At 42.9% G+C, this 20,103-nt stretch carries 17 protein-coding genes, 2 pseudogenes and 1 other annotated feature; all 19 genes and pseudogenes read right to left on the reverse strand.

All coding sequences use genetic code 11. The annotated features are described in order from the left end of the window. Positions 1-140: 140 nt before the first annotated feature. Entirely contained in the window at positions 141-1,262 is a 1,122-nt protein-coding gene (locus tag ACYQ3Q_RS07105) for an RNA-guided endonuclease InsQ/TnpB family protein (RefSeq protein ID WP_459927899.1), read from the reverse strand. Next, a pseudogene (locus tag ACYQ3Q_RS07110) lies at positions 1,240-1,796 on the reverse strand (IS607 family transposase); the annotation flags it as partial. The gene ACYQ3Q_RS07105 and the pseudogene ACYQ3Q_RS07110, both read right to left, overlap by 23 nt. A 290-nt stretch (positions 1,797-2,086) precedes the next feature. Beyond that, complete coding sequence (locus ACYQ3Q_RS07115; protein WP_459927900.1) at positions 2,087-3,412, reverse strand: PhoH family protein; 1,326 nt, start codon at positions 3,410-3,412, stop codon at positions 2,087-2,089. Between the two features lie 246 nt (positions 3,413-3,658). Further along, positions 3,659-4,066, reverse strand: coding sequence for a hypothetical protein (locus ACYQ3Q_RS07120; protein ID WP_459927901.1), 408 nt, complete (start codon positions 4,064-4,066; stop codon positions 3,659-3,661). Positions 4,067-4,236: 170 nt separating this feature from the next. Further along, positions 4,237-6,735 (reverse strand): leucine--tRNA ligase, encoded by a 2,499-nt coding sequence (gene leuS / locus ACYQ3Q_RS07125; protein ID WP_459927902.1) that lies wholly within the window; start codon positions 6,733-6,735, stop codon positions 4,237-4,239. Between the two features lie 69 nt (positions 6,736-6,804). Continuing rightward, positions 6,805-7,003: a binding site (T-box leader), on the reverse strand. Positions 7,004-7,024: 21 nt separating this feature from the next. Then, positions 7,025-7,387, reverse strand: a complete 363-nt coding sequence (gene rsfS / locus ACYQ3Q_RS07130) for a ribosome silencing factor (RefSeq protein ID WP_459927903.1) — start codon at positions 7,385-7,387, stop codon at positions 7,025-7,027. After that, positions 7,371-7,961, reverse strand: coding sequence for a bis(5'-nucleosyl)-tetraphosphatase (symmetrical) YqeK (gene yqeK / locus ACYQ3Q_RS07135; protein WP_459927904.1), 591 nt, complete (start codon positions 7,959-7,961; stop codon positions 7,371-7,373). The genes rsfS and yqeK overlap by 17 nt, the downstream gene beginning before the upstream one ends. A gap of 159 nt (positions 7,962-8,120) precedes the next feature. Next, positions 8,121-8,372 carry an RNA recognition motif domain-containing protein gene (locus ACYQ3Q_RS07140; RefSeq protein WP_034142074.1) on the reverse strand — a complete coding sequence of 84 codons (252 nt, stop codon included), beginning with the start codon at positions 8,370-8,372 and terminating at the stop codon, positions 8,121-8,123. Between the two features lie 81 nt (positions 8,373-8,453). After that, positions 8,454-9,095, reverse strand: a complete 642-nt coding sequence (nadD, locus tag ACYQ3Q_RS07145) for a nicotinate-nucleotide adenylyltransferase (RefSeq protein WP_459927905.1) — start codon at positions 9,093-9,095, stop codon at positions 8,454-8,456. A gap of 14 nt (positions 9,096-9,109) precedes the next feature. Continuing rightward, on the reverse strand, positions 9,110-10,666 hold the full coding sequence (locus tag ACYQ3Q_RS07150) for an ABC-F family ATP-binding cassette domain-containing protein (RefSeq protein ID WP_459927906.1): 1,557 nt from the start codon (positions 10,664-10,666) through the stop codon (positions 9,110-9,112). Positions 10,667-10,730: 64 nt separating this feature from the next. Then, the gene (locus tag ACYQ3Q_RS07155; protein ID WP_459927907.1) at positions 10,731-10,886 is read right to left on the reverse strand and encodes a hypothetical protein; all 156 of its coding nucleotides are present in this window, start codon (positions 10,884-10,886) and stop codon (positions 10,731-10,733) included. A gap of 152 nt (positions 10,887-11,038) precedes the next feature. Continuing rightward, on the reverse strand, positions 11,039-13,027 hold the full coding sequence (locus ACYQ3Q_RS07160) for an ABC-F family ATP-binding cassette domain-containing protein (RefSeq protein ID WP_459927908.1): 1,989 nt from the start codon (positions 13,025-13,027) through the stop codon (positions 11,039-11,041). 152 nt (positions 13,028-13,179) lie between these two features. Beyond that, positions 13,180-14,700: a sigma-54 interaction domain-containing protein gene (locus ACYQ3Q_RS07165; protein ID WP_459927909.1), complete on the reverse strand. Its 1,521-nt coding sequence runs from the start codon at positions 14,698-14,700 to the stop codon at positions 13,180-13,182. A gap of 413 nt (positions 14,701-15,113) precedes the next feature. Then, positions 15,114-15,242 (reverse strand): hypothetical protein, encoded by a 129-nt coding sequence (locus ACYQ3Q_RS07170; RefSeq protein ID WP_459927910.1) that lies wholly within the window; start codon positions 15,240-15,242, stop codon positions 15,114-15,116. Positions 15,243-15,553: 311 nt separating this feature from the next. Continuing rightward, positions 15,554-17,308 carry an aldehyde ferredoxin oxidoreductase family protein gene (locus ACYQ3Q_RS07175; RefSeq protein WP_459927911.1) on the reverse strand — a complete coding sequence of 585 codons (1,755 nt, stop codon included), beginning with the start codon at positions 17,306-17,308 and terminating at the stop codon, positions 15,554-15,556. Positions 17,309-17,354: 46 nt separating this feature from the next. After that, the gene (locus ACYQ3Q_RS07180; protein WP_459927912.1) at positions 17,355-17,600 is read right to left on the reverse strand and encodes a MoaD/ThiS family protein; all 246 of its coding nucleotides are present in this window, start codon (positions 17,598-17,600) and stop codon (positions 17,355-17,357) included. 78 nt (positions 17,601-17,678) lie between these two features. Next, a pseudogene (locus ACYQ3Q_RS07185) lies at positions 17,679-17,888 on the reverse strand (methyltetrahydrofolate cobalamin methyltransferase); the annotation flags it as partial. A 41-nt stretch (positions 17,889-17,929) separates the two neighbouring features. Continuing rightward, on the reverse strand, positions 17,930-18,085 hold the full coding sequence (locus ACYQ3Q_RS07190) for a hypothetical protein (protein ID WP_459927913.1): 156 nt from the start codon (positions 18,083-18,085) through the stop codon (positions 17,930-17,932). 95 nt (positions 18,086-18,180) lie between these two features. Beyond that, the gene (locus ACYQ3Q_RS07195; protein ID WP_459927914.1) at positions 18,181-19,560 is read right to left on the reverse strand and encodes an aminotransferase family protein; all 1,380 of its coding nucleotides are present in this window, start codon (positions 19,558-19,560) and stop codon (positions 18,181-18,183) included. Positions 19,561-20,103: the final 543 nt, after the last annotated feature.

Consider the following 20,103-nt stretch of genomic DNA (forward strand, 5'->3'; position numbering starts at 1 on the left):
AAAGTATATAAAAAGCTCTGTTTGCTTTCTGATTCATCGTGTCCGATTTTGCCCGAAGGCTACTTTCGTTTGATATAACACTCCACAGACGTAAATTCCGATGCAACGAATCGTACACATTAGTAGTGTCGTTTTAGTGACTAAACTACTAATTGAGGATATCTCGAAAGGTTTATAGAAGCATTAAGATCTCTATCTAATACTAAGCCACACTCACATCTATACACTCTGTCTGACAACTTCAAGTCTTTCTTAATAGCTCCACAACTGGAACACAACTTACTCGAAGGGAACCATTTGTCTACCTCAACGAATTCAATGCTGTGCTTCTCACATTTATACTGGAGCTTTAGCTTAAAGCCGTACAGTTTTTGTTGGGCTATAGCTTTAGATAAATGTCGATTTTTCATCATGCCCTTGATATTCAGGGTTTCCATAACCACTTTGCAAGGTTTGGTTTTCACGATTGCATTAGTGGCTTGATGGGTATGATTGCTTCTAATCCCCTTAAGTTTTCGATGTAGCACCCGGATTTGCTTTTCAACGTTTATAATGTTGCAGGTTTTGACGAAACGGCTTCCCTCCTTATTCATTTCATATTTACGAGAAACTTTACGTTGCAACCTCCGAAGCCGTTTCTCCAGCTTTTTGACCCTTTGGGATTTATTAATGTTTTTAAATTCCATGCCGTTAGAACAGACTGCAAGTTCTTTGACCCCGACATCAATGCCTATCACTTCACTCGTCAACTGTTCAGTTACTTGCTCTTGCTCGATTCCAACTGCCACATACCAATACTTTCCGTCAAATGATATACGAGGATTTGTATACTTTTGATCTAATGGCAATTGTTCCGAAGTCTTGATCCATCCGATTTTCTCAATTAGAACAATACTTTCTTTAACTTTCAACTTTAAGTTGTCGTTGTAGAATGAGGGCTTAGACTTCCTTCTGCTCTTGAATGTCGGCTTTTCAGCTAAATGCTTAAAGAACTTCTTGTAGGCTTCACAGGCATCCTTAATGGCTTGCTTTGGAATGTTATTGGAAACCTCATTAAGCCAAGAGAACTCTTCTGTTTGCTTTAACTGTGTTAGTTCTTTTCTCAGGTCATTGTCTGAAATGAAGTTTCCACCACTAGCATAATTCTTCTCCTGCCTGTCTAATGCCCAATTATATGCCCACCGTGCAGTTCCTGCAGACTTCCATAACTGTTGCTCCTGTTCCTCTGTAGGTTTCAATCTAACTTTCTTTCCGAGTATCATCTTCAAGTAACTCCTTTATCATTTTCTTAGCTTTATTAGCACGTTTACCTTGCAAACTACAACTAAAAACGGTAATAATCCGGACTAAATCCTCTACCAATTCCTGTTCTTCCGTTTTATCGGTCGAATCAATGATTTCGATGGTCGTTCCGTATTTATTGCATAGGTTTTCAATCAGTTCAAACCAAAACCTTGGCAACCTATCTTTATACAGAACGACTATTCTATCAACTTCTGAATTGGTTATTAAATCAATGAGTTGATTTAATCCTTTTTATTGTAGGTAATCCACTCCCAATATCAGTAATTATCTCAAACTGATACCCCTTGGCAAGCATATAAGTCTTTACATGTCTTCTTGCCTAATGAGATCATCTTTCTGCTTGTGGGAGAAAACCCTACAATAACCATAACTTTCCTGTTCATCTGCAAGGTGTTTTTAATACCTAAGAAATAAATAAGTTGCTCTTAAGAATAATAACGGTGGCCACTGGGAGCAATATGGTGAGGTTTTAGAGCACTATTTTTATCCCAGTTTCATTCACAATAATATCTAAAATCAACAGAGTTTTATAAATATTTATAATGTTTTAATTGCCATTGCCATTGCCATTCCCCCGTTCCTTCAGTAGCGTCATTCATTTTGTTTTCGCTTTATTCCTTCTTTTTCCTGCCGCGAAGACAAGTTAATCCTGTCGAACAAAAGAGTATGCAAAAAGAACAGTTCCGTGAGGGAGTATTAAGACAAAACAGGGGTTTATGAAGACGTCAAAAGTGACGGAAATCATAAACCCCTGTCCGAGCGCTGTGTCACACAAATCCCCCTATAGCAACTCCGCCGCCCGCGAAGCCAACTCACTTCGTTCCCCTCTAACCAGTCGAACTTGACCATAGAAAGATTGCCCATTTAACCTTGAGGCAAGATGAGCTAATCCGTTACTCTCTTTATCCAGATAAGGATGATCAATTTGATCTGGGTCCCCGCAAAGCACAATTTTTGTCCCTTCACCTGCACGGGTAATAATGGTCTTTACTTCATGTGCTGAAAGATTCTGAGCCTCATCAATAATGATAAATTGATGAGGAATACTGCGGCCACGAATATAGGTGAGCACTTCAATTTCGAGCTGCCTTTTCTTAATCAAGAGGTCGATTGCACTGTCAACCACTGCTTCGCTGCCTCTTTCCCGCTCTTTCTCCCGCCGCGACCGAAGTAAAAACTCAAGGTTATCATAAATTGGTTGCATATAGGGTCGAATCTTCTGGTCCTTCTCCCCAGGCAAAAATCCAATATCCTTACCAAAAGGAACGATCGGCCGAGCACAAAGCATTCTAACATAAACTTCGGAATGAACCGTTTGTTCTAGGCCACTCGCTAAAGCAAGTAACGTCTTCCCCGTGCCTGCTGGCCCCATTAGATTGACTAACTTGATTTCTGGATCGTTGAGCATTTCCAAAGTCCAAGATTGTTCCAAATTCCTGGGTCTTATATCCCAAGGGGCAAGACTCTTTCCCATACGATAAACTAATCTTTTCCCATTCGGAGAAGAAACGAGTGGTAAGACGCTGTCATCACTTAAAACAGCTTTCACGCAACGGTTCGGAGCAAGAGGGGATTGCAAGGGGATATACTTATTTTGATAAAGTGCCGCAACTTCGCTATCATTAATCTCCAGCAAAACAACTTCCTCCATAATCGGAGGCAAAACTACTTTATCATTGAAATAATCATCCGTTACGATTCCTAAAGCGTCTGCTTTGACTCGCATGGCAATATCTTTAGTAACTAGGATAACGGGGCGTTGTTCTTCACGCGTCAGGCTTAAGGAAACTGCTAAAATTCGATTATCTGCCAACGCTAGATTCGAGTTTACTGGCAAAATTTCATGCGAGTAGTGATTTAACTCAATCCGAATCGTTCCTCCGTTCGGCAAAAGAACCCCTTGGGAAAGCTTACCCTTCTCCCGTAAGCGATCAAGATTACGAATGGCCTCTCGTGCGGCCCGACCAACATTCTCTAAAAGACGTTTCTTACTTTCAACCTCCTCCAAAACCACATAAGGAATGATTACCTCATTATCTTGGAATAGAAATATTGCATTAGGGTCATGCAGTAACACGCTAGAATCGAGCACATATACTTTTTGCAAAAATATAACACTCCTTTAATGTCGCTTTCAATACAATATTCCACATCTTTCCAATTATCTTCTGTATGTCGACCAATACTAACCCCCATCTCTTAAACTATATTCCAGAATGAACTAACCATTCTCAACCTGCTAAAACCCTTCTCTAAAAATAAAAACGCCATGCTCTAAACGAACATGACAAGAACTTGCTTATTAATCTAGGCAAACCATCTGCACCGATCCGTCCCCAACTTGCGTCCCTGCTCAAACCAAGACGGTGCACATGAAATGTGCCGTCTCCCCCAAAATCCACCGTTCCTCCGTCTCCCATCTCCCGTTCCCCGACCCAAGCCAAGGACGCAGTGTGACACGCCAACGGACGTGCGCCACCAATGAATGCAAGTCATGCAAGTCAAGATCCGTCCCCAACTTGCGTCCCTGCCCTAAACAAGACGGTGCACATGAAATGTGCCGTCTCCCCCAAAATCCACCGTTCCTCCGTCTCCCATCTCCCGTTCCCCGACCCAAGCCAGGGACGCAGTGTGACACGAGCGCGACGTCTTTACGTAAGCAGAAAAGCAAACTTCCGTTCAAGCGACCGACCCCAGATACGGGACAGTGCACAGGGATGTGCACTGCCGCCAACCGAGCCAAGGATGGCGAGTCTGGCACGATAGTCTCCAGTGGAGATTATCGCCGTAGGCGGGTTCTTAAAATAATACTTTCGCCGAAGGATGTATCCCGCTCCCCATACCAGGAGCTTGAACGGTTAGTTTGCTCTGCGTCGTAAGCACCGAGCGCTGTGTCACACAAGTCCCTCACAAGTCCCTCACAAGTCCCCTCTACTTAACCACAATATTAACTAACTTACCCGGAACCGTAACAACCTTAACAATCGTCTTTTCCCGAGTCCATTCACTCACAGTAGGCAGAGCCAGCACAATTTTTTCCAATTCAGCTGTTGATATTTCAGTAGGCACTTGAACTCGGTCACGGACCTTACCATTGATTTGTAGAATAACCGTCACTTCATCTTGTACAAGAGCGGCCTCATCCACTTCTGGCCAAGGTTGTTTATGAATACTCTCCGAATGTCCAATTTCCTGCCAAAGCTCTTCGGTAATATGGGGTGCAAAAGGAGCGAGGAGTATCAAAATTCTCTCAACTGCCTCTCGACCGACCTCAGCATCTGCTGTTGGTTGTTCTTTATAAAGGTACAAAGCGTTAACCCATTCCATAATGGTACTGATCGCCGTGTTAAAATTAAAGCGTGTTCCAAGATCAATCGTTACCCTCTGGGTAGCCAAGTGGGTGTGACGGCGCATCTTTTTGCCAACTTCGTCCAGATCTCCCCATTCGCCCGCTTGTTTAGAGGAACCCAGCCCTTGGCTTTTCTTAATCAGAGGCTCATATTGGGCCACTAAGCGCCAGATGCGATTAAAGAAACGATAACACCCTTCAACCCCTTGATCACTCCACTCTAGATCTCTCTCAGGAGGAGCAGCAAACAGAATAAACAATCGGGCCGTATCCGCCCCATATTTGCCGATGATCGCCTCAGGGCTCACGATATTTCCCTTGGATTTCGACATTTTAGATCCATCCATACAAACCATCCCTTGCGTCAGCAAGTTCTGGAAGGGTTCATCCGCAGTCAAGTATCCAAAATCCTTCAAAGCCTTGGTAAAGAAGCGGGCGTACAAAAGGTGTAGAATCGCATGTTCCACGCCCCCAACATACTGATCGACATTCATCCACTGATCCACCGCTGTTTTATCAAAAGCAGCCTCAGTATTGCGGGGGTCAGTATAGCGCAGAAAATACCAAGAAGAACAAGCAAACGTATCCATCGTGTCTGTCTCACGCCGAGCAAGCCCTCCACATTGCGGACAGGTTGTTTCAATAAATGCGTTAGAGGAAGCTAGTGGATTCTCCCCAGCTTTAAAGACAGAAATCGGCGGAAGTAACACCGGCAACTGATCTTCCGGAACTGGCACTGTTCCACAAGTTTTACAATAAACCATCGGAATCGGTGCACCCCAATAGCGTTGACGAGAAATGAGCCAATCTCGCAAGCGGAAATTAACCTTCCGTTGCCCCAGACCCAAGCGCTCCGCTTCATCAGCAATTCGATCCCAACCCTCATCACTGCTCAGACCATCAAACGAGTCGGAGTTAACCATGACACCGTCCCCTGTGTAAGCAGCTTCAAGAGGCAGATCTTTTGCTTCTGCCAGACTCTCAGTCGGAATAATAACTGTTTTAATGTCTAGATCATACTTGGTTGCAAATTCAAAATCCCGTTCATCATGGGCTGGAACACCCATAACAGCCCCAGTACCGTATTCAAGCAGAACATAGTTCGCTATCCAGATCGGCACCTTCTTCCCACTCAGCGGATTAAGACAGTACGCCCCGATAAATAGCCCTTCTTTTTCTGCATCCGTAGAAGTACGTGCTATTTCATTGAGACCATTCATTTTCTCGATAAAAGCCAGCACATCTGCCTCATAAGCTGTTCCACCTACTAACTCCAAAACAAGGGGATGCTCAGGAGCCAAGACAACATAGCTCACCCCATAAAGGGTATCAACCCGAGTGGTGTACACCGAAATCTTCGACCGACGTTCCTCCAAAGGAAATTGGACTTCCACCCCTTCAGAACGGCCGATCCAGTTGCGTTGCATGGTTTTTACCTTTTCAGGCCACCCCGGTAACTTGTCCAAATCCTCAAGTAAAACATCCGCATAATCCGTAATCTTAAAAAACCACTGTTCCAAGTTCTTCTTCGTAACCAGGGTATCACACCGTTCACACCCGCCATCCACCACTTGTTCATTGGCAAGCACTGTGGCACATGAAGGACACCAATTCACGGCCGCCTTCTTCTTGTACACCAATCCATGTTTGTAAAACTCTATAAATATCCACTGAGTCCACTTATAATACCCCGGGTGACAAGTCGCCATTTCTCGATCCCAATCATAGGAAATCCCCATCCCTTGAAGCTGACGCCTCATGTTGGCAATATTTTTCCAGGTCCAATCTGCCGGAGGAGTTTGATGCTTAATCGCAGCATTTTCCGCAGGCAAACCAAAAGCATCCCATCCGATCGGGTGTAGGACATTATACCCGCTCATCCGCTTATAACGAGCAATGACGTCAGAGATGGAATAATTGCGCACATGCCCCATGTGTAAATCTCCCGAAGGATAAGGAAACATAGCCAAGGCATAGTACTTGGGCTTTGAGGGGTTCTCCTCTGTTTGATAGGCTTTTTCCTCTAACCAGTGTTTCTGCCATTTAGATTCGATCTCTGAAAACGAATACTTCTCTTGCATAAATCCTGCCCCCTTACAAATAAGTAACAGATTAAAACATAAGATGAAAATATAAAAATCTCCCGTCCCAAAAGGGACGGGAGGCTTGCTCCCGTGGTACCACCCAATTTCATAAGTGCTTCAACGATCTTAACGGCTCGCACCGGTGTTCATTGTAACCTGAACACAGCTCCAGGGCGAGTTCTTGAAGTTCCCTACAGCGACTTGCACCTCCCGCCGCCTCTCTTGATGAGGGTTCTACAATACTACTCCCTATCGTAGCAATGACGTGTTTGATTATCCAGAAAAGTTATACATTCTGACTAGTTTCATAAGAAATGACTTCCGCATCTTTCCAGAGACGTTCAAGTTGATAAAATTCACGTTGATCTGGGGTCATCACGTGAATCACCAAATCACCGCCACAATCCATCAAAACCCATTTGGCAGTCGGCAATCCTTCGAGATGAATAACCGGAATGCCCAGCTCTGGCAACTTCTCTTCAAGATGATTCGTGATTGCTTTCACCTGAGTGGTTGTATTCCCCGTCACAATCATGCAATAATCCGTGACCATTGAGATTTTCTGGAGATTCAAAAGAGAGATATCTCCACCCTTTTTATCTTCAACGATACTAACCACTTCTTCAAGCATTTTAAGATCTAGTTCCAATAGTAGTTTGCCTCCTTTGTAAATCATCATAGGTTAATTGAGTTAAGGGATGAATAGGGCGTTTGCTTTCCCTTAAGTATATCAAAGTGTGTTCAACACAGGCTAACGTACCCTTTCCTAAATCATCATACAAGGATTGGCGTAAATTGTCCACTTTTGGAAAATCGCGGCTAGCTTCCGTCAGGTCTGCGCTATAGATGAGCATCTCTAATTGGCCCATCCCTGGTCTTCCTAACGTATGATTGGCAACGGCCGCAATGACTTCAACATCCTTTAACCCATAATAATGCTCCAGCCAATAAGCTGCAACAGGACCATGCAAAACATAAGGATATTGTTCATCTTCAGGATAATTAAGCAACTTCCACCTGCGAGCAAACCTTATTTGGTTTTTCAAAGGGATTTCTTTAGCTAAATCATGGGCTAACCCCGCACAACGGGCCTTAACAGGATCCAAGCCATGGTGCCGGGCTAATTCCTCCGCCCAATCCGCAACACTCAATGTATGCTCAAAGCGTTCCGCTGAAAGAACACGAGTCGCCAAATCCAATAATTTTTCAACATCTAAAATCAAGTATCCCCGCTCCCCTTTATCTCTTCCTCTAATATTATTTCAAAATATTATATCAATTAATCAATAACTGTGCAAAGGTGGGATTAAAAGAGACTAAGACACTCCCTCCCACAACAAAGGAGACCCCTTAGAAGAGGTCTCCCGATTGGAACGGTAGTATTACATTTGTTTCGGTTTTGCTTCATTCACCGTTAGTGGCCTGCCACCAAAATCCTTGCCATTAAGCTCTTCCGCCATACGCGCTGCATCCGGCTCTCCCACTTCGATAAAGCCAAATCCACGGGAACGACCGGTTTCGCGATCGGTAATAATCCGACTACTTTCAACCTCTCCATACTCGCTAAAGAATTCTCCGAGTTCTTCTGCAGTAGTATTCCACGGAAGATTTCCGACATAAAGTGTTGTTGTCATGATAACTGTCACCTCTTGCTTGAATTGATTTACTTGATCGTTTTTAGTATGGTCAAATCTAAACAGAGTATGCGAAACATTTTAATCGTCAGTATAAAGCCCTCGTTGTTGGATAAGTTGACGAACGCCCTCAGGCAAAAGGTAGCGAATTGGTTCTCCTCGTTTAACTCTCCTCCGAATATCGGTAGAAGAAATCGCCAAAGCAGGCACTTCTAGATAATGGATCTTACCTAAAATTTCAGGATGTTCCTCTTGCACTTTAAGCAGAAAATCACTTGCATCAAATCCTGGTCGCGCCGCACCAATAAATTGGATCATGGTGAAGATTTCCTCAGCTTCTCGCCAGGAAAAGATCTCACTTAGGGCATCCGTCCCCGTGATAAAATACAGTTCATAATCTGGCCAAGTTTTGCGCAACATACGTAACGACTCGACTGTATAAGACGGACCTTCTCTTTCGATTTCAAGGGCAGAACTAGCGAAATCCGAATTATCATGAATTGCACAATCGACCATCTCAAGACGCAACTCTCCCGCCGAAATATCCGTTCGATTTTTATGAGGGGGTATACCAGTCGGAATAAATAGCACTTTACTTAAGTTAAACTCGGCGCGTGCCATTTCCGCAGCGACCAAATGCCCGTAATGAATCGGATCAAACGTTCCGCCCATAATCCCCAGTCGGGGTTTTTCCCGTGCAGCCACCCGTTTCAAGTCCGTCATAACCGTGATTCTCCTTACACGATTTTAGTCGTCCACTCCTCCAAATTCCACACATCCGTCACCCAATCTTCGTAGAATTCCGGTTCGTGAGAAACAACCAGCACAGTCCCTCTATACTCCGTGATGGCTCTCTTCAGTTCTGCTTTAGCATCCACATCTAAATGATTGGTCGGCTCGTCGAGAACCAGCCAGTTTACATCCTTGAGCATCAACTTACAGAGCCGGACTTTAGCATTTTCTCCACCGCTCAACACCATCATTTTGGTCGAGATGTGTTCACTTGTCAAACCACACCTTGCCAAAGCGCCCCGCACTTCGGAATTAGTCATTCCCGGATACTCTCCCCACACCTCGTCGAGCGCCGTCTTCTCATTTCTACGACTCGATTCTTGTTCGAAATATCCAGGGTAAAGATAATCACCCAGTTCAACTTCACCAGAAACCGCTGGAATATAACCCAGCAAAGTCTTAAGCAATGTCGATTTACCTAACCCGTTAACCCCACGAATTGCCACCTTTTGCCCTCGTTCTAAGGTTAAATCTAAGGGTCGAGTTAACGGTTCATCATAGCCTAGCACAATATTCTTCGCCTCAAAAATCATTTTCCCTGGAGATCTTGCTTCCCTAAATTTAAACTTCGGTTGGATCTTCTCTCGCGGCTTTTCGATCAGTTCCATTTTTTCCAACTGCTTTTGCCGACTCTTAGCGCGACCGGTCGTCGAAATCCGCGCTTTATTGCGCGCAATAAAATCTTCGAGGCGATCCACTTCTTTTTGTTGCTTGTCATAGGCTTTAATCTCTTGAACCTTGCGAGTTTCAAAGAGCGCCATAAATTGTTCGTAGTTTCCAGTGTAACGGGTTAATTCAGCATTATCAACGTGGTAAATCACATTGATAACTGCATTTATAAAAGGAACATCGTGAGAAACGAGGATAAAGGCATTTTCATACTGGTTGAGATAACGCTTTAACCACTCAATATGCTCCACATCCAAAAAGTTGGTCGGCTCGTCCAAAATTAAAATGCTAGGATTTTGGAGCAACAGTTTCGTGAGCAAAACCTTCGTCCGTTGACCTCCGCTTAAATCCGCAACATCCTTGTCCAGACCTATTTCTCCAAGCCCCAAGCCATTGGCGATTTCTTCAATCTTAGTATCAATCATATAGAAACCATTGTGGTCTAAAATACTTTGTATCTCTCCGACATCTTCCAAGAGTTTGTTCATTTCGGTATCTGAGACGTTACCCATTCGATCATACATCTCGAGGATTTCTGCTTCCAGATCGAACATCCCTTGAAATGCTTCTTTAAGCACGTCTCGGATCGTTTTTCCCTTAGCCAATACCGTGTGCTGGTCTAAATAGCCGACCGTCACGCGATTTGACCACTCAACCTTTCCTTTGTCAGGCATCAGCTTACCTGTAATGATATCTAAGAAGGTCGATTTCCCTTCTCCATTCGCCCCAATCAAGCCAACGTGCTCCCCTTTTAACAAGCGAAAGCTGACATCTTCAAAAATTTTACGTCCACCAAATCCATGGCTAACATTTTCTACATTTAATACGCTCACGACTTAACTTCTCCCCTTATTTTTCTCTTAATTCCTCATGGCCTCTATCATAAAATAAAACTATTTACTTATCAAACATGCCGCCGACTTTGCGACGTTTAATACCTTTCCTCTTTTCCCCGATTTTCTGCGTAGCTTTATGTGGACCGCCTTGTTGAGAACTCTTCAGGTTTTTCTCCGCAACCAGTTTTTTCATCTGCTCTAAAGTTTTGTCATCCATATGAACATCCTCCAATATAATCGTAATCTACTTGAAAACGTTGATCGTGTTTTCGCGCACAACACGCCGCGCAAGTACTTCGCATTTCGCATTTCGTAACTTCATGTATCGTTACGTGCGTCGTCCTCAGATCCGTGCATGTGTATCGTTCTTCATGCCTCGTACTTCGAGCCTCGTACATCGCGCCTCGACTTTTGGGCTATCTTTTCTGCCAGCTCATTCAAATACGTCCAACGTTCCAGCAAATTATCTAATTTTTGTTCTAGTGACTGTTGAATGGTCACTAACTCAGTTAGTTTTCCAAAATCACTGCCCATCTCATTCATCTGTTGACTATTTTTTTGAAGTTCCTCTTCCACTTGCGCGATCTGATCGTCAATTTGGGCGAAATCTTGCTGTTCTTTATAAGTCATCTTCAGCGCACGTTCTTTTCTTCGCTCAGACTCTTGTGTTTCCGGTCCAACGTTTTGATTAGGAGACTTTTTGGCCAAAGTCGCTAAAAAGGTAGCTTGTTGTTCTATCTGCAAAGCCTCTTGCTCAGCAGCATACACCTGTTCCCGATAGTCCGAATAATTTCCTACATACGACCGAATGCTTCCCGCACCTTCGAACGCAAAAATCTTATCCGTAACCCGATCCAGAAAATATCGATCATGGGAGACAGCGATCACCGCCCCTGGAAAATCATCCAAATATGATTCTAGAATCGTCAGTGTTTGAATGTCCAGATCATTGGTGGGTTCATCCAATAACAAGACATTCGGAGCCCCCATCAAGATCCGTAAGAGATAAAGCCTTCGTTTTTCCCCACCAGAAAGCTTGCCAATCTGAGTCCACTGTACGGCTGGGGGAAATAAGAAACGCTCCAGCATTTGTGAGGCCGTCAAAAAGCCACCATCTGCCGTGGGAATCACTTCAGCGACCGCTTTGACCTCATCAATCACACGACGGTCTGGATTTAATGACGTGTTTTCTTGCGTAAAATATCCCATATTAACCGTAGCACCTAATTCAAGGCTCCCTGAATCTGGCTTTAAGCGACCAGCGATCAAGTTTAACAAGGTTGATTTCCCACTCCCATTTGGTCCAATAATCCCAATCCGATCATCTCTCAAAAGGATGTAGCTAAAATCCTTGATCACAACCCCTCGGTCTGGAAATCCTTTTTCAACCTCTTGACACTCTAGAATTTTTTTACCTAATCGGGACGCTCCTGCTAGCATTTCGATCCGATCAGTATACTCCGTCGGCCTATCAGCCTGTATCTTTTCAAACCGCTCGATCCTCGCCTTTTGCTTGGTCGTACGAGCCTTAGCTCCCCTCCGCATCCAGGCTAGTTCATTGCGAAAGAGATTAAGGCGTTTTCTCTCAGTCGCCTCAACCTGCTCCTCCCGCTCAGCTTTTAATTCTAAGAAACGGCTATAATTACCAGGGTAAGGGTAAAGTTTACCTTGGTCTAATTCTAAGACCCGGCCAATAACGCGATCGAGAAAATACCGATCGTGCGTAATCATCACCAACGCACCCTTGCGTTTATTCAAATACTGTTCCAGCCAATCCACCGTATCATTGTCAATATGGTTCGTTGGCTCATCCAGAATCAGGATATCCGTAGGATTAATCAGCGCACTTGCTAAAGCCACTCGTTTTTTCTGCCCACCTGAAAGAGTCCCCATTAACGTGTCGAATTTCGAAATGCCCAGTTTATTGAGGATGGTTTTAGCCTCATTTTCCAGTTGCCATGCATCCAGTTCATCCATCTGTTGACCCAGTGCAATCAACACTTGTTGAAGGCTCTGCTGGTCCGGTTTATCATTCAGCTTTTCTAAAGCTATTTCATACTCTCTTAACAATTTCATGACAGGAGAATTTCCCCTAAAAACCTGTTGCAAGACCGTCGCCGAATCTTCAAAATCAGGATTTTGGGGTAGATATTCTAAACGCACCTTATTCCCCGTTGTAACTTTGCCTTGATCCGGCCATTCTACACCCGCTAAGATTTTTAGTAAGGTAGACTTACCCGTTCCATTAACTCCGATGATGCCAATTTTTTCTCCATCATCAATCCCAAAGGAAATATCAGCAAAAAGTACCTTTTCACCATAACTTTTCGTCAGATTCTCTGCAGTTAAGATGTTCATGATTATTTCTCTTCTCCTTAGCAAAAGCTGTACAACACCTTATTATATCATAATTCGGCAAACTTTGCCCCAATAAAAAAGTCCCATAGCCGTGCCTATGGAGGCGCCCAAGGTTCTCAATAAGGGGTTAGCAATGAATGCTAACCCCTTCGTTAAATCCTTTTAATATTATACTTCTTAAGTATCTTCACTACCGTTGACTGATCGATCTCTAGAGCTTCGGCTGCCTTATAAGTGGAATTATACATTTCGTAGGCGGCTCTGACTAACTGCTCTTCTATCTCTCTTTTTGCAGTCTTCAAAGGCATCAGCTGATTACAAATAACGCGGTAGTTTTGAGGTTTTACTCCAAAAATAACATTAATATGTTCCAAGGTAATAATATCTATGTCGTTTGTAACGATTAAGCGCTCCATAACATGTTCGAGTTCTCTCACATTGCCTGGCCAATCATAATAATATAATGTATTCATTGTATCAGGAGCTAACTTTTTATTCATCTTATACTTAAGATTAAACTTCTTAACGAAGAATTCCACAAGCTCTGGGATATCTTCTCTGCGATCACGCAGAGCAGGAATCACAATAGGTATCACATTCAGACGATAGAATAAATCTTGCCGAAATAGCCCTCGTTCCACCATCACTTTCAAGTCGCGATTTGTTGCTGCAATAACTCTAGTATCTATTTCAACTACTTTTGTACCCCCTACCCTGCAAATATATCTATCTTGTAAAAATTCAAGTAATTTAACTTGCAAGGTCAGAGGCATTTCCCCAATTTCGTCTAGAAATAACGTCCCACCTTTAGCCAGTTCGATCTTTCCAATCTTTCCATATTTACTAGCCCCGGTAAAGGCGCCGCCTTCGTAACCAAATAATTCAGCCTCAATAAGGTTTTCTGGTATGAGCCCGCAATTAATTTTTATAAACGGTTGATCTCTTCTATTACTCAAATGATGAATCGATTTTGTTATAACTTCTTTACCAACTCCAGATTCACCCTGGATAAGAACCGTCAGATCTAGTGGAGCAATCTTTTTTATAGTCTCCTTGATATATTTCATTTCTCTGCAATTGCACACAAAATTTACTCTTCCAAAAATCTCCTCACGCAGAAATTCGAGCTCTTCACTTTTTCTTTCAAGCTCGTTGGTTTTTTTATCAAGTTCTTCTTTTATCCTATTAATTTCCGCCACATCTTTGGAAGTACTAATAATGCGAACTATTTCTCCACTTTCATTGAAGACTGGTATAGCTGTCGTTAGTAATCTCTTGCCGGTTCTTACAAAATCCTGGACCATATTGACCTTTTTCTTTTCTTCCAAAGCCCGCATAGTAATACTACAAGAAGAAGTTATTTCCAAATCTTTAACGTTCTTACCGATAATATCGCTGGCCTTAAAACCACATACTCTTTCAGCAGTGGGGTTCAAGCGTAAAACATAACCATTCTGATCCGTCACAAAAATCTCATCTTCTATATACTCAAATATTTTTTGATATTCTAAGATGGTTTCTTCTGTTTGTTTTCTCTCAAGTTCAAAGGTTTCAAGAAATCTATGAGCTATTGAATAATCTATAATCCCGATAGGAGCATTATTTTCGTCAGTCACGATAATAACATCGGTGACTAACTTTTTTAAAATCTGAATTGGCTGATTTTCAAGCACGATACTAAACGTTAACTCCGAATCAAGCTTTGATAATAGATGACCCTGCAAGGATTTGTTATCCCTTTCCAGCTTTGAGATGTCATAAAGTAAAGAAGACGTTCGAAAGACATGGGTAATATCTTCAAGATTCATGACAATAATAAACTTATCATCACGGGAAATTATATCCTCCTTTACCATACAGAGTTCAAAGGAAGGTGGATAAACTGAATAATTCTGCAAAGTTAAATCCCCGACAGTGGTCATAAAAACGTCTCCACCCCTCTTATATACAAAGCTACAGAAAGTAGTAGAATCGCAAAAACCCTATTCATCCACGTCCTAAGGTACCCACTTTTATAAGTGGGTACCTTAGAAGAACTTTGCTAATATATTCGCTACTTAAAAATAATATCCTTTAATCTTAACCTCTAATTACCACCCACTATTTCAACCTCCGGCAACGTCTGATTGCCATAGGGAATAATATAAATACATTCAGATAACCCTTGGGTTAATTCCTTAAAGTCTTTTAATGGCCTTAAAAACGCCTTTGTCACAGTATCCTCATCCAATGCAGAAAATAATAAAACCTCATGCTTTTTAAGCCTTCAATTGGTGTCTTTCGGCTGGTTAGACCTTTAAAAACATACTCCGATGGTTGGACCGTTTTGTACCTGGCTACCTAGTTGATCCTTGGAGAAGGCCTGTAACCCCAAACCAGAAAGAAAACTAATCCCAGTTTTGATATTTCTCATGAACATTTAACCCTCCTCATGTTTATGTACAAGTCACGAAGAGCACACAGCCCATAAGCTGCCAGATGGATGTTTTGCGTGTGCTAAAAGGACAATGATGGAGAATTTAAGAATTATTGAATGGGATAGCCTGCATCATCCCACCCTCTGAGGGTGTAATATTCATTGACCATAAACTGTAATTCTTCATTGCTAATACTATCTTGACCCTTATTGACGGGTTCTTTGAAAAACCTCGGGGGCAAGGTATCCTCCTGCTTCGTAGCTCCCTCTCTAGCGTTAAAGATCCGGGCGTTAGTGACAATCTGATTAGCAATTTCGCTTAACTTATCTTTGTCGTATTCCAGACCCGTAATAGCATACACTAGCCGCTCAACGATAGGCCACTCTAGAAGATCGCGAAAAAACTGGCAAAGGGTCCCCGTGTTGAAGATGGTTAATCTATTTTCCCAATCAATAAACATCTCTGCTTTACCCTGGGTTGTCTTGCGGTCAATCATTCCCGAAAGTTCTGGTTTGTAAAAAGAGGCTCTTAGATGACAAGCGCCTCGGCTAGAGGTAGCATACGCTAAGCCCATCCCTTTTAAAGGTCTTGGATCATATCCGGCAGGTTCCATACCTTTGACGTGAATCGCTAAATCTTCTAGTCCCCATTCCTTAGCTGCTACTTTGATCCCATTGGCTAATACCTTCCCTATTCCCCTTCGCCCAGCAATGTCCTGCAATAGCTGGGCCGCGCCCTCAACATCACCATACTCTAACTTCAGGGGAATTCGCCCCAGTTGTCCTGCTTCCATAACTAAGCCGATGAGATTGCCCGCCGTGATAGTATCTATACCCAACCGGTCGCATAAATCATTTAAGTACATTATTTCAGCCAAATCGTCTATGAGACAAAGACCCCCGAACACAAAAATAGTCTCATACTCGGGTCCTTCTATGGTAAGGCCTTTATGTCTCCCGGTTTTAACCGTAGTTTTCTTAGAGCAGGAGATAAAACACTTGGGACAGGCAGTGGGCTTAACCTCGAAATTTTCCAGCAAGGTTTCTCCGCTGATTTTCTCCCAATTACTATAATAAGTATCTCGCCAATAGCGGTTAGGAAATGCTTTCGCGGCATTCATCGCAGCAACCATTTGGGTCGTGCCTAGGCGACGATAGGCCTTGACTCCAGCATGATCCCTTCCAGTAGCTGCTATTTCCTTCATCAGTTCCTTAAGCAACTCGGGATTGGCAACTTCAGTTTTAGACTCTCCATAAAAGACGATCGCTTTGACTTTTTTGGACCCCATTACGGCTCCAATACCACTACGCCCAGCAGAGCGCCAGTAATTATTCTCTATACAGGCAAAGCTAACTAAGTTCTCACCCGCAGGACCGATAACTACGGCTTGTGCCTTAGAGTTATCTACTTCCCTTAAAACCGTGTCTTCAGTTTCATAGGTTTCTTTTCCCCATAGATGCTCGGCAGAGTGGAAGATAACCTCTCGATCATTGATTTCTAAGTAGACCGGAGTAGCTGACGCCCCTTCCAGGATAATTGCATCATAGCCTGTGGAGTGAAGAGCCGGGGCTACCTTGCCGCCTGAGGAGGCTTCTCCAAATAAACCGGTTTGGGGGGATTTGGTAAAGACGGCGTAACGGCTTGAACCGAACATAGTTGTTCCTGTCGTAAAACCGTTCGTAAAGATCACTTTGTTTTCTTCCGACAAAGGATCTATCCCAGCCTGTACATGCTCTAATAAAAGATATGCCCCTAACCCTCTACCACCCAGGTATTTTTTAAATAGTTCTTCGGATAGTTCATCAACGCTGTAACTCTTTTCCGATAGATTAACTCTTAATAATTTGCCATAATACCATTTCATCTCACTCAATCCTCCTTTTCTCTGAATACGTTGACTGTGCTCCGACTCATCCGCCGTTCACTAGAGGGAAGACCCTAATGAAGTCACCATTCTGTAGAATATAATCCAAGTGAACCATAGTGTCATTCAAGACTGTTGCTAAGACCGCAAAACCCACAGACTCAGAGGGGATCCCTACCTTTAAGAATAAGTCCCCTAGCGTAGCACCCTCACTGAATTGAAGTTTAAGTTCGTTCTGAGCAACATATTCATTGAGTGGATAGTTCAAGTTTAGAGTAACTTGGTTTTCCATTTTGTTTTTCCCTCCGCAAATGAACTCGTTCACTAAAGTTGAACTTGTAGAAGTATGGGTCTCACTAAAAGGTTAATTTTATTGTTCACCGTATAACCCTTTGCGGTGCGCACCGAGATACTCCATACAATAGGAATCCTGACCGAGCAATGCTTTTGAAGCATAGATGACGCCCATCATCTCTTGATCCGTTGGATTCAAAATATACCCATCCATGCCCATGGTCATCATTTGAGTAACAAACAATCTATTTGACAACTTACGATGGGGCAGTCCATAAGACACATTCACAGTATACATCAATATAATCTGCTCCTGTTTGACTTTTTCTAGAACGATACTTTTAATATAATCAGCATCCCTAGTTTCGTGTCTTTTCCTCGCTTCGCGGCATCCTTCATCCCTGCTTCAAGATCAGCACGAATTTCCGTTTCGCTTAACCAGAGTGCTGAGCCATCACCCATCCGGGTGAAAAAATTACTCATCGCTAACTATCCCCTTCCTCTCAGTGAATTTGATCTACTCTATCCCAGGTAAGATTCTCAAGGAAAACAATGATCATTGTTTAGAGTGACTGTTCCTACCGTTGATTTTCCAAATACTCCTTATGCGCTTGTTCAATGGACCTCCCCATTTTCTCAACGAGTTCGTTGATGTCTGCTTCAGTAATGATTAAGGAAGGGGATAATTGCAGACCGTCATCGATTAATGGCCTTAGAGCCAAGCCGTTATCCCAGGCAATAGCTCCTACACGTTTAGCAAAACCTAGCGCAGGATTAAACTTAGTTTTACTTTCCGCATCTTGGATGAGCTGAACAGCATTCATCAGACCTAAACCCCTAACTTCTCCAATACAGGGTAATCCTAAATTTCTTATGCGGGCTCGTAATAGTTCCCCTTTTTCTCGAGCGTTTTCTACTAGGTTCTCCTGCTCGATAATCTCAATGTTCTTTAAGGCTACAGCACAAGCCACCGGGTGACCGCTATAAGTATAGCCATGCATAAAACTGCCATGTTTTTTGATCGGTTCGTAGACTCTCTCTGAAACCCCGACAGCTCCCATCGGAATGTATCCACTCGTTATTCCTTTAGCCATCATCATAAGATCGGGTTTTATACCCCAATGGTGCATGCCGAACATTTTTCCTGTCCGACCAAAGCCACAAATAACTTCATCAGCGATAAAGAGGACGTTATACTTATGACAGATATCCTTGATTCTTTGATAATAGCCGTCTGGGGGTACGATAGCCCCTCCTGTACCAATGACCGGCTCAGCGGTAAAGGCTGCTACGTTGTCCTGACCTAGTTCGTTAATTTTTTCTTCTAGAGTATTTGCACATTCGTAATCACAACTATCCTGTTCCTTACCCCAGGGGCAGAAGTAACAGTGAGGATGTGCAATGTGATCAAACCCCGGTACTAAGGGTCGGAAACCGTCCCAGAAACCCGGTAGGCTCGTGGCGCTGACAGCTCCGTAAGACACTCCATGGTAAGCCTTTGACCTTGCGATAATGAAATTCTTGTTCGGTTGACCTTGTAGATACCAATATAAGCGCGCCAATTTATAGGCCGTATCGTTGGACTCCGAACCACCACTGGTAAAGAAAATCTTAGGATTGTCCATCGGAATCATTCCAGCTACCTTTTTGGCGATTTCAATAACCATTGGATGGGAGTATCCATTAAATGTCTGGAAATAAAATAACTTCTCCATTTGTTCCTTAGCTGCTTCAGCAAGAACCTTCCTGCCATAGCCAACATTATTCAACCATAGACCTGCTCCACAATCGATGTAGGTCTTTCCCTCAACAGTTTTGATCCGGATTCCGTCACCTTCTTCAACAATCTTTGGCCCACCCCAAGATGCTATGTCAGTGATCGAACTTGTCGGATGTAAAAAATACTTTATATCATCAAGTTTCATTTGTTCAATTTGTTTTGACGAATAAGCAGTCACTTTACTCACCTTCCCTTTTTTAATTTTTTCAGAAAGTCCCCTGCCAACACCTTGACTCCTTTAGCCAGAGCTTTGTTACTCCAACTATTGCTCGTTTTACCTCCTTATTGATCATGCCTAAAACAATAGCAAAAATCATGCCAGCTTAGTAAATCTTCATATTATTCCGTCAATAGACCCTTAGATTTAAACAACAATAGCGCACTCCCCGGTGCGCCCAAGCTTCAAGTATCAAAATGCGAGCAAATTCGTATCTTAACCTGGCTCCTTAGCCCATACCTCAACAGTTCCTGACACTATTGATGAATTTTTTCATTAATTAGTCTGAACGTTTCCTCTTTACCTACTTAGTGCTGAGTTATAACGCAATGAATATATTCATTGCGTTATAATGAATATATTCATTATCTTCATATAGCCAGATTTGTTGTTTGTTTACTTGAACATTAGAGAAGTGAATGTCATTTTTTCCAACATACTTTCAGTAAGAATTATGCCAATTTAGTTGGATCTCTCCCATGTCATGATAGTTTTAGGATTATT

Source organism: Desulfosporosinus burensis, assembly GCF_054657535.1.

What these genes read in the sequence shown, in the direction of transcription:
- ACYQ3Q_RS07190 (WP_459927913.1), bottom strand. Translation starts at nt 18,085, where the DNA reads ATGAGTAATTTTTTCACCCGGATGGGTGATGGCTCAGCACTCTGGTTA.
- nadD (WP_459927905.1), bottom strand. Translation starts at nt 9,095, where the DNA reads ATGACGGACTTGAAACGGGTGGCTGCACGGGAAAAACCCCGACTGGGG.
- ACYQ3Q_RS07140 (WP_034142074.1), bottom strand. Translation starts at nt 8,372, where the DNA reads ATGACAACAACACTTTATGTCGGAAATCTTCCGTGGAATACTACTGCA.
- ACYQ3Q_RS07105 (WP_459927899.1), bottom strand. Translation starts at nt 1,262, where the DNA reads ATGATACTCGGAAAGAAAGTTAGATTGAAACCTACAGAGGAACAGGAG.
- ACYQ3Q_RS07160 (WP_459927908.1), bottom strand. Translation starts at nt 13,027, where the DNA reads ATGAACATCTTAACTGCAGAGAATCTGACGAAAAGTTATGGTGAAAAG.
- ACYQ3Q_RS07180 (WP_459927912.1), bottom strand. Translation starts at nt 17,600, where the DNA reads ATGGAAAACCAAGTTACTCTAAACTTGAACTATCCACTCAATGAATAT.
- ACYQ3Q_RS07155 (WP_459927907.1), bottom strand. Translation starts at nt 10,886, where the DNA reads ATGGATGACAAAACTTTAGAGCAGATGAAAAAACTGGTTGCGGAGAAA.
- leuS (WP_459927902.1), bottom strand. Translation starts at nt 6,735, where the DNA reads ATGCAAGAGAAGTATTCGTTTTCAGAGATCGAATCTAAATGGCAGAAA.
- ACYQ3Q_RS07175 (WP_459927911.1), bottom strand. Translation starts at nt 17,308, where the DNA reads ATGAAATGGTATTATGGCAAATTATTAAGAGTTAATCTATCGGAAAAG.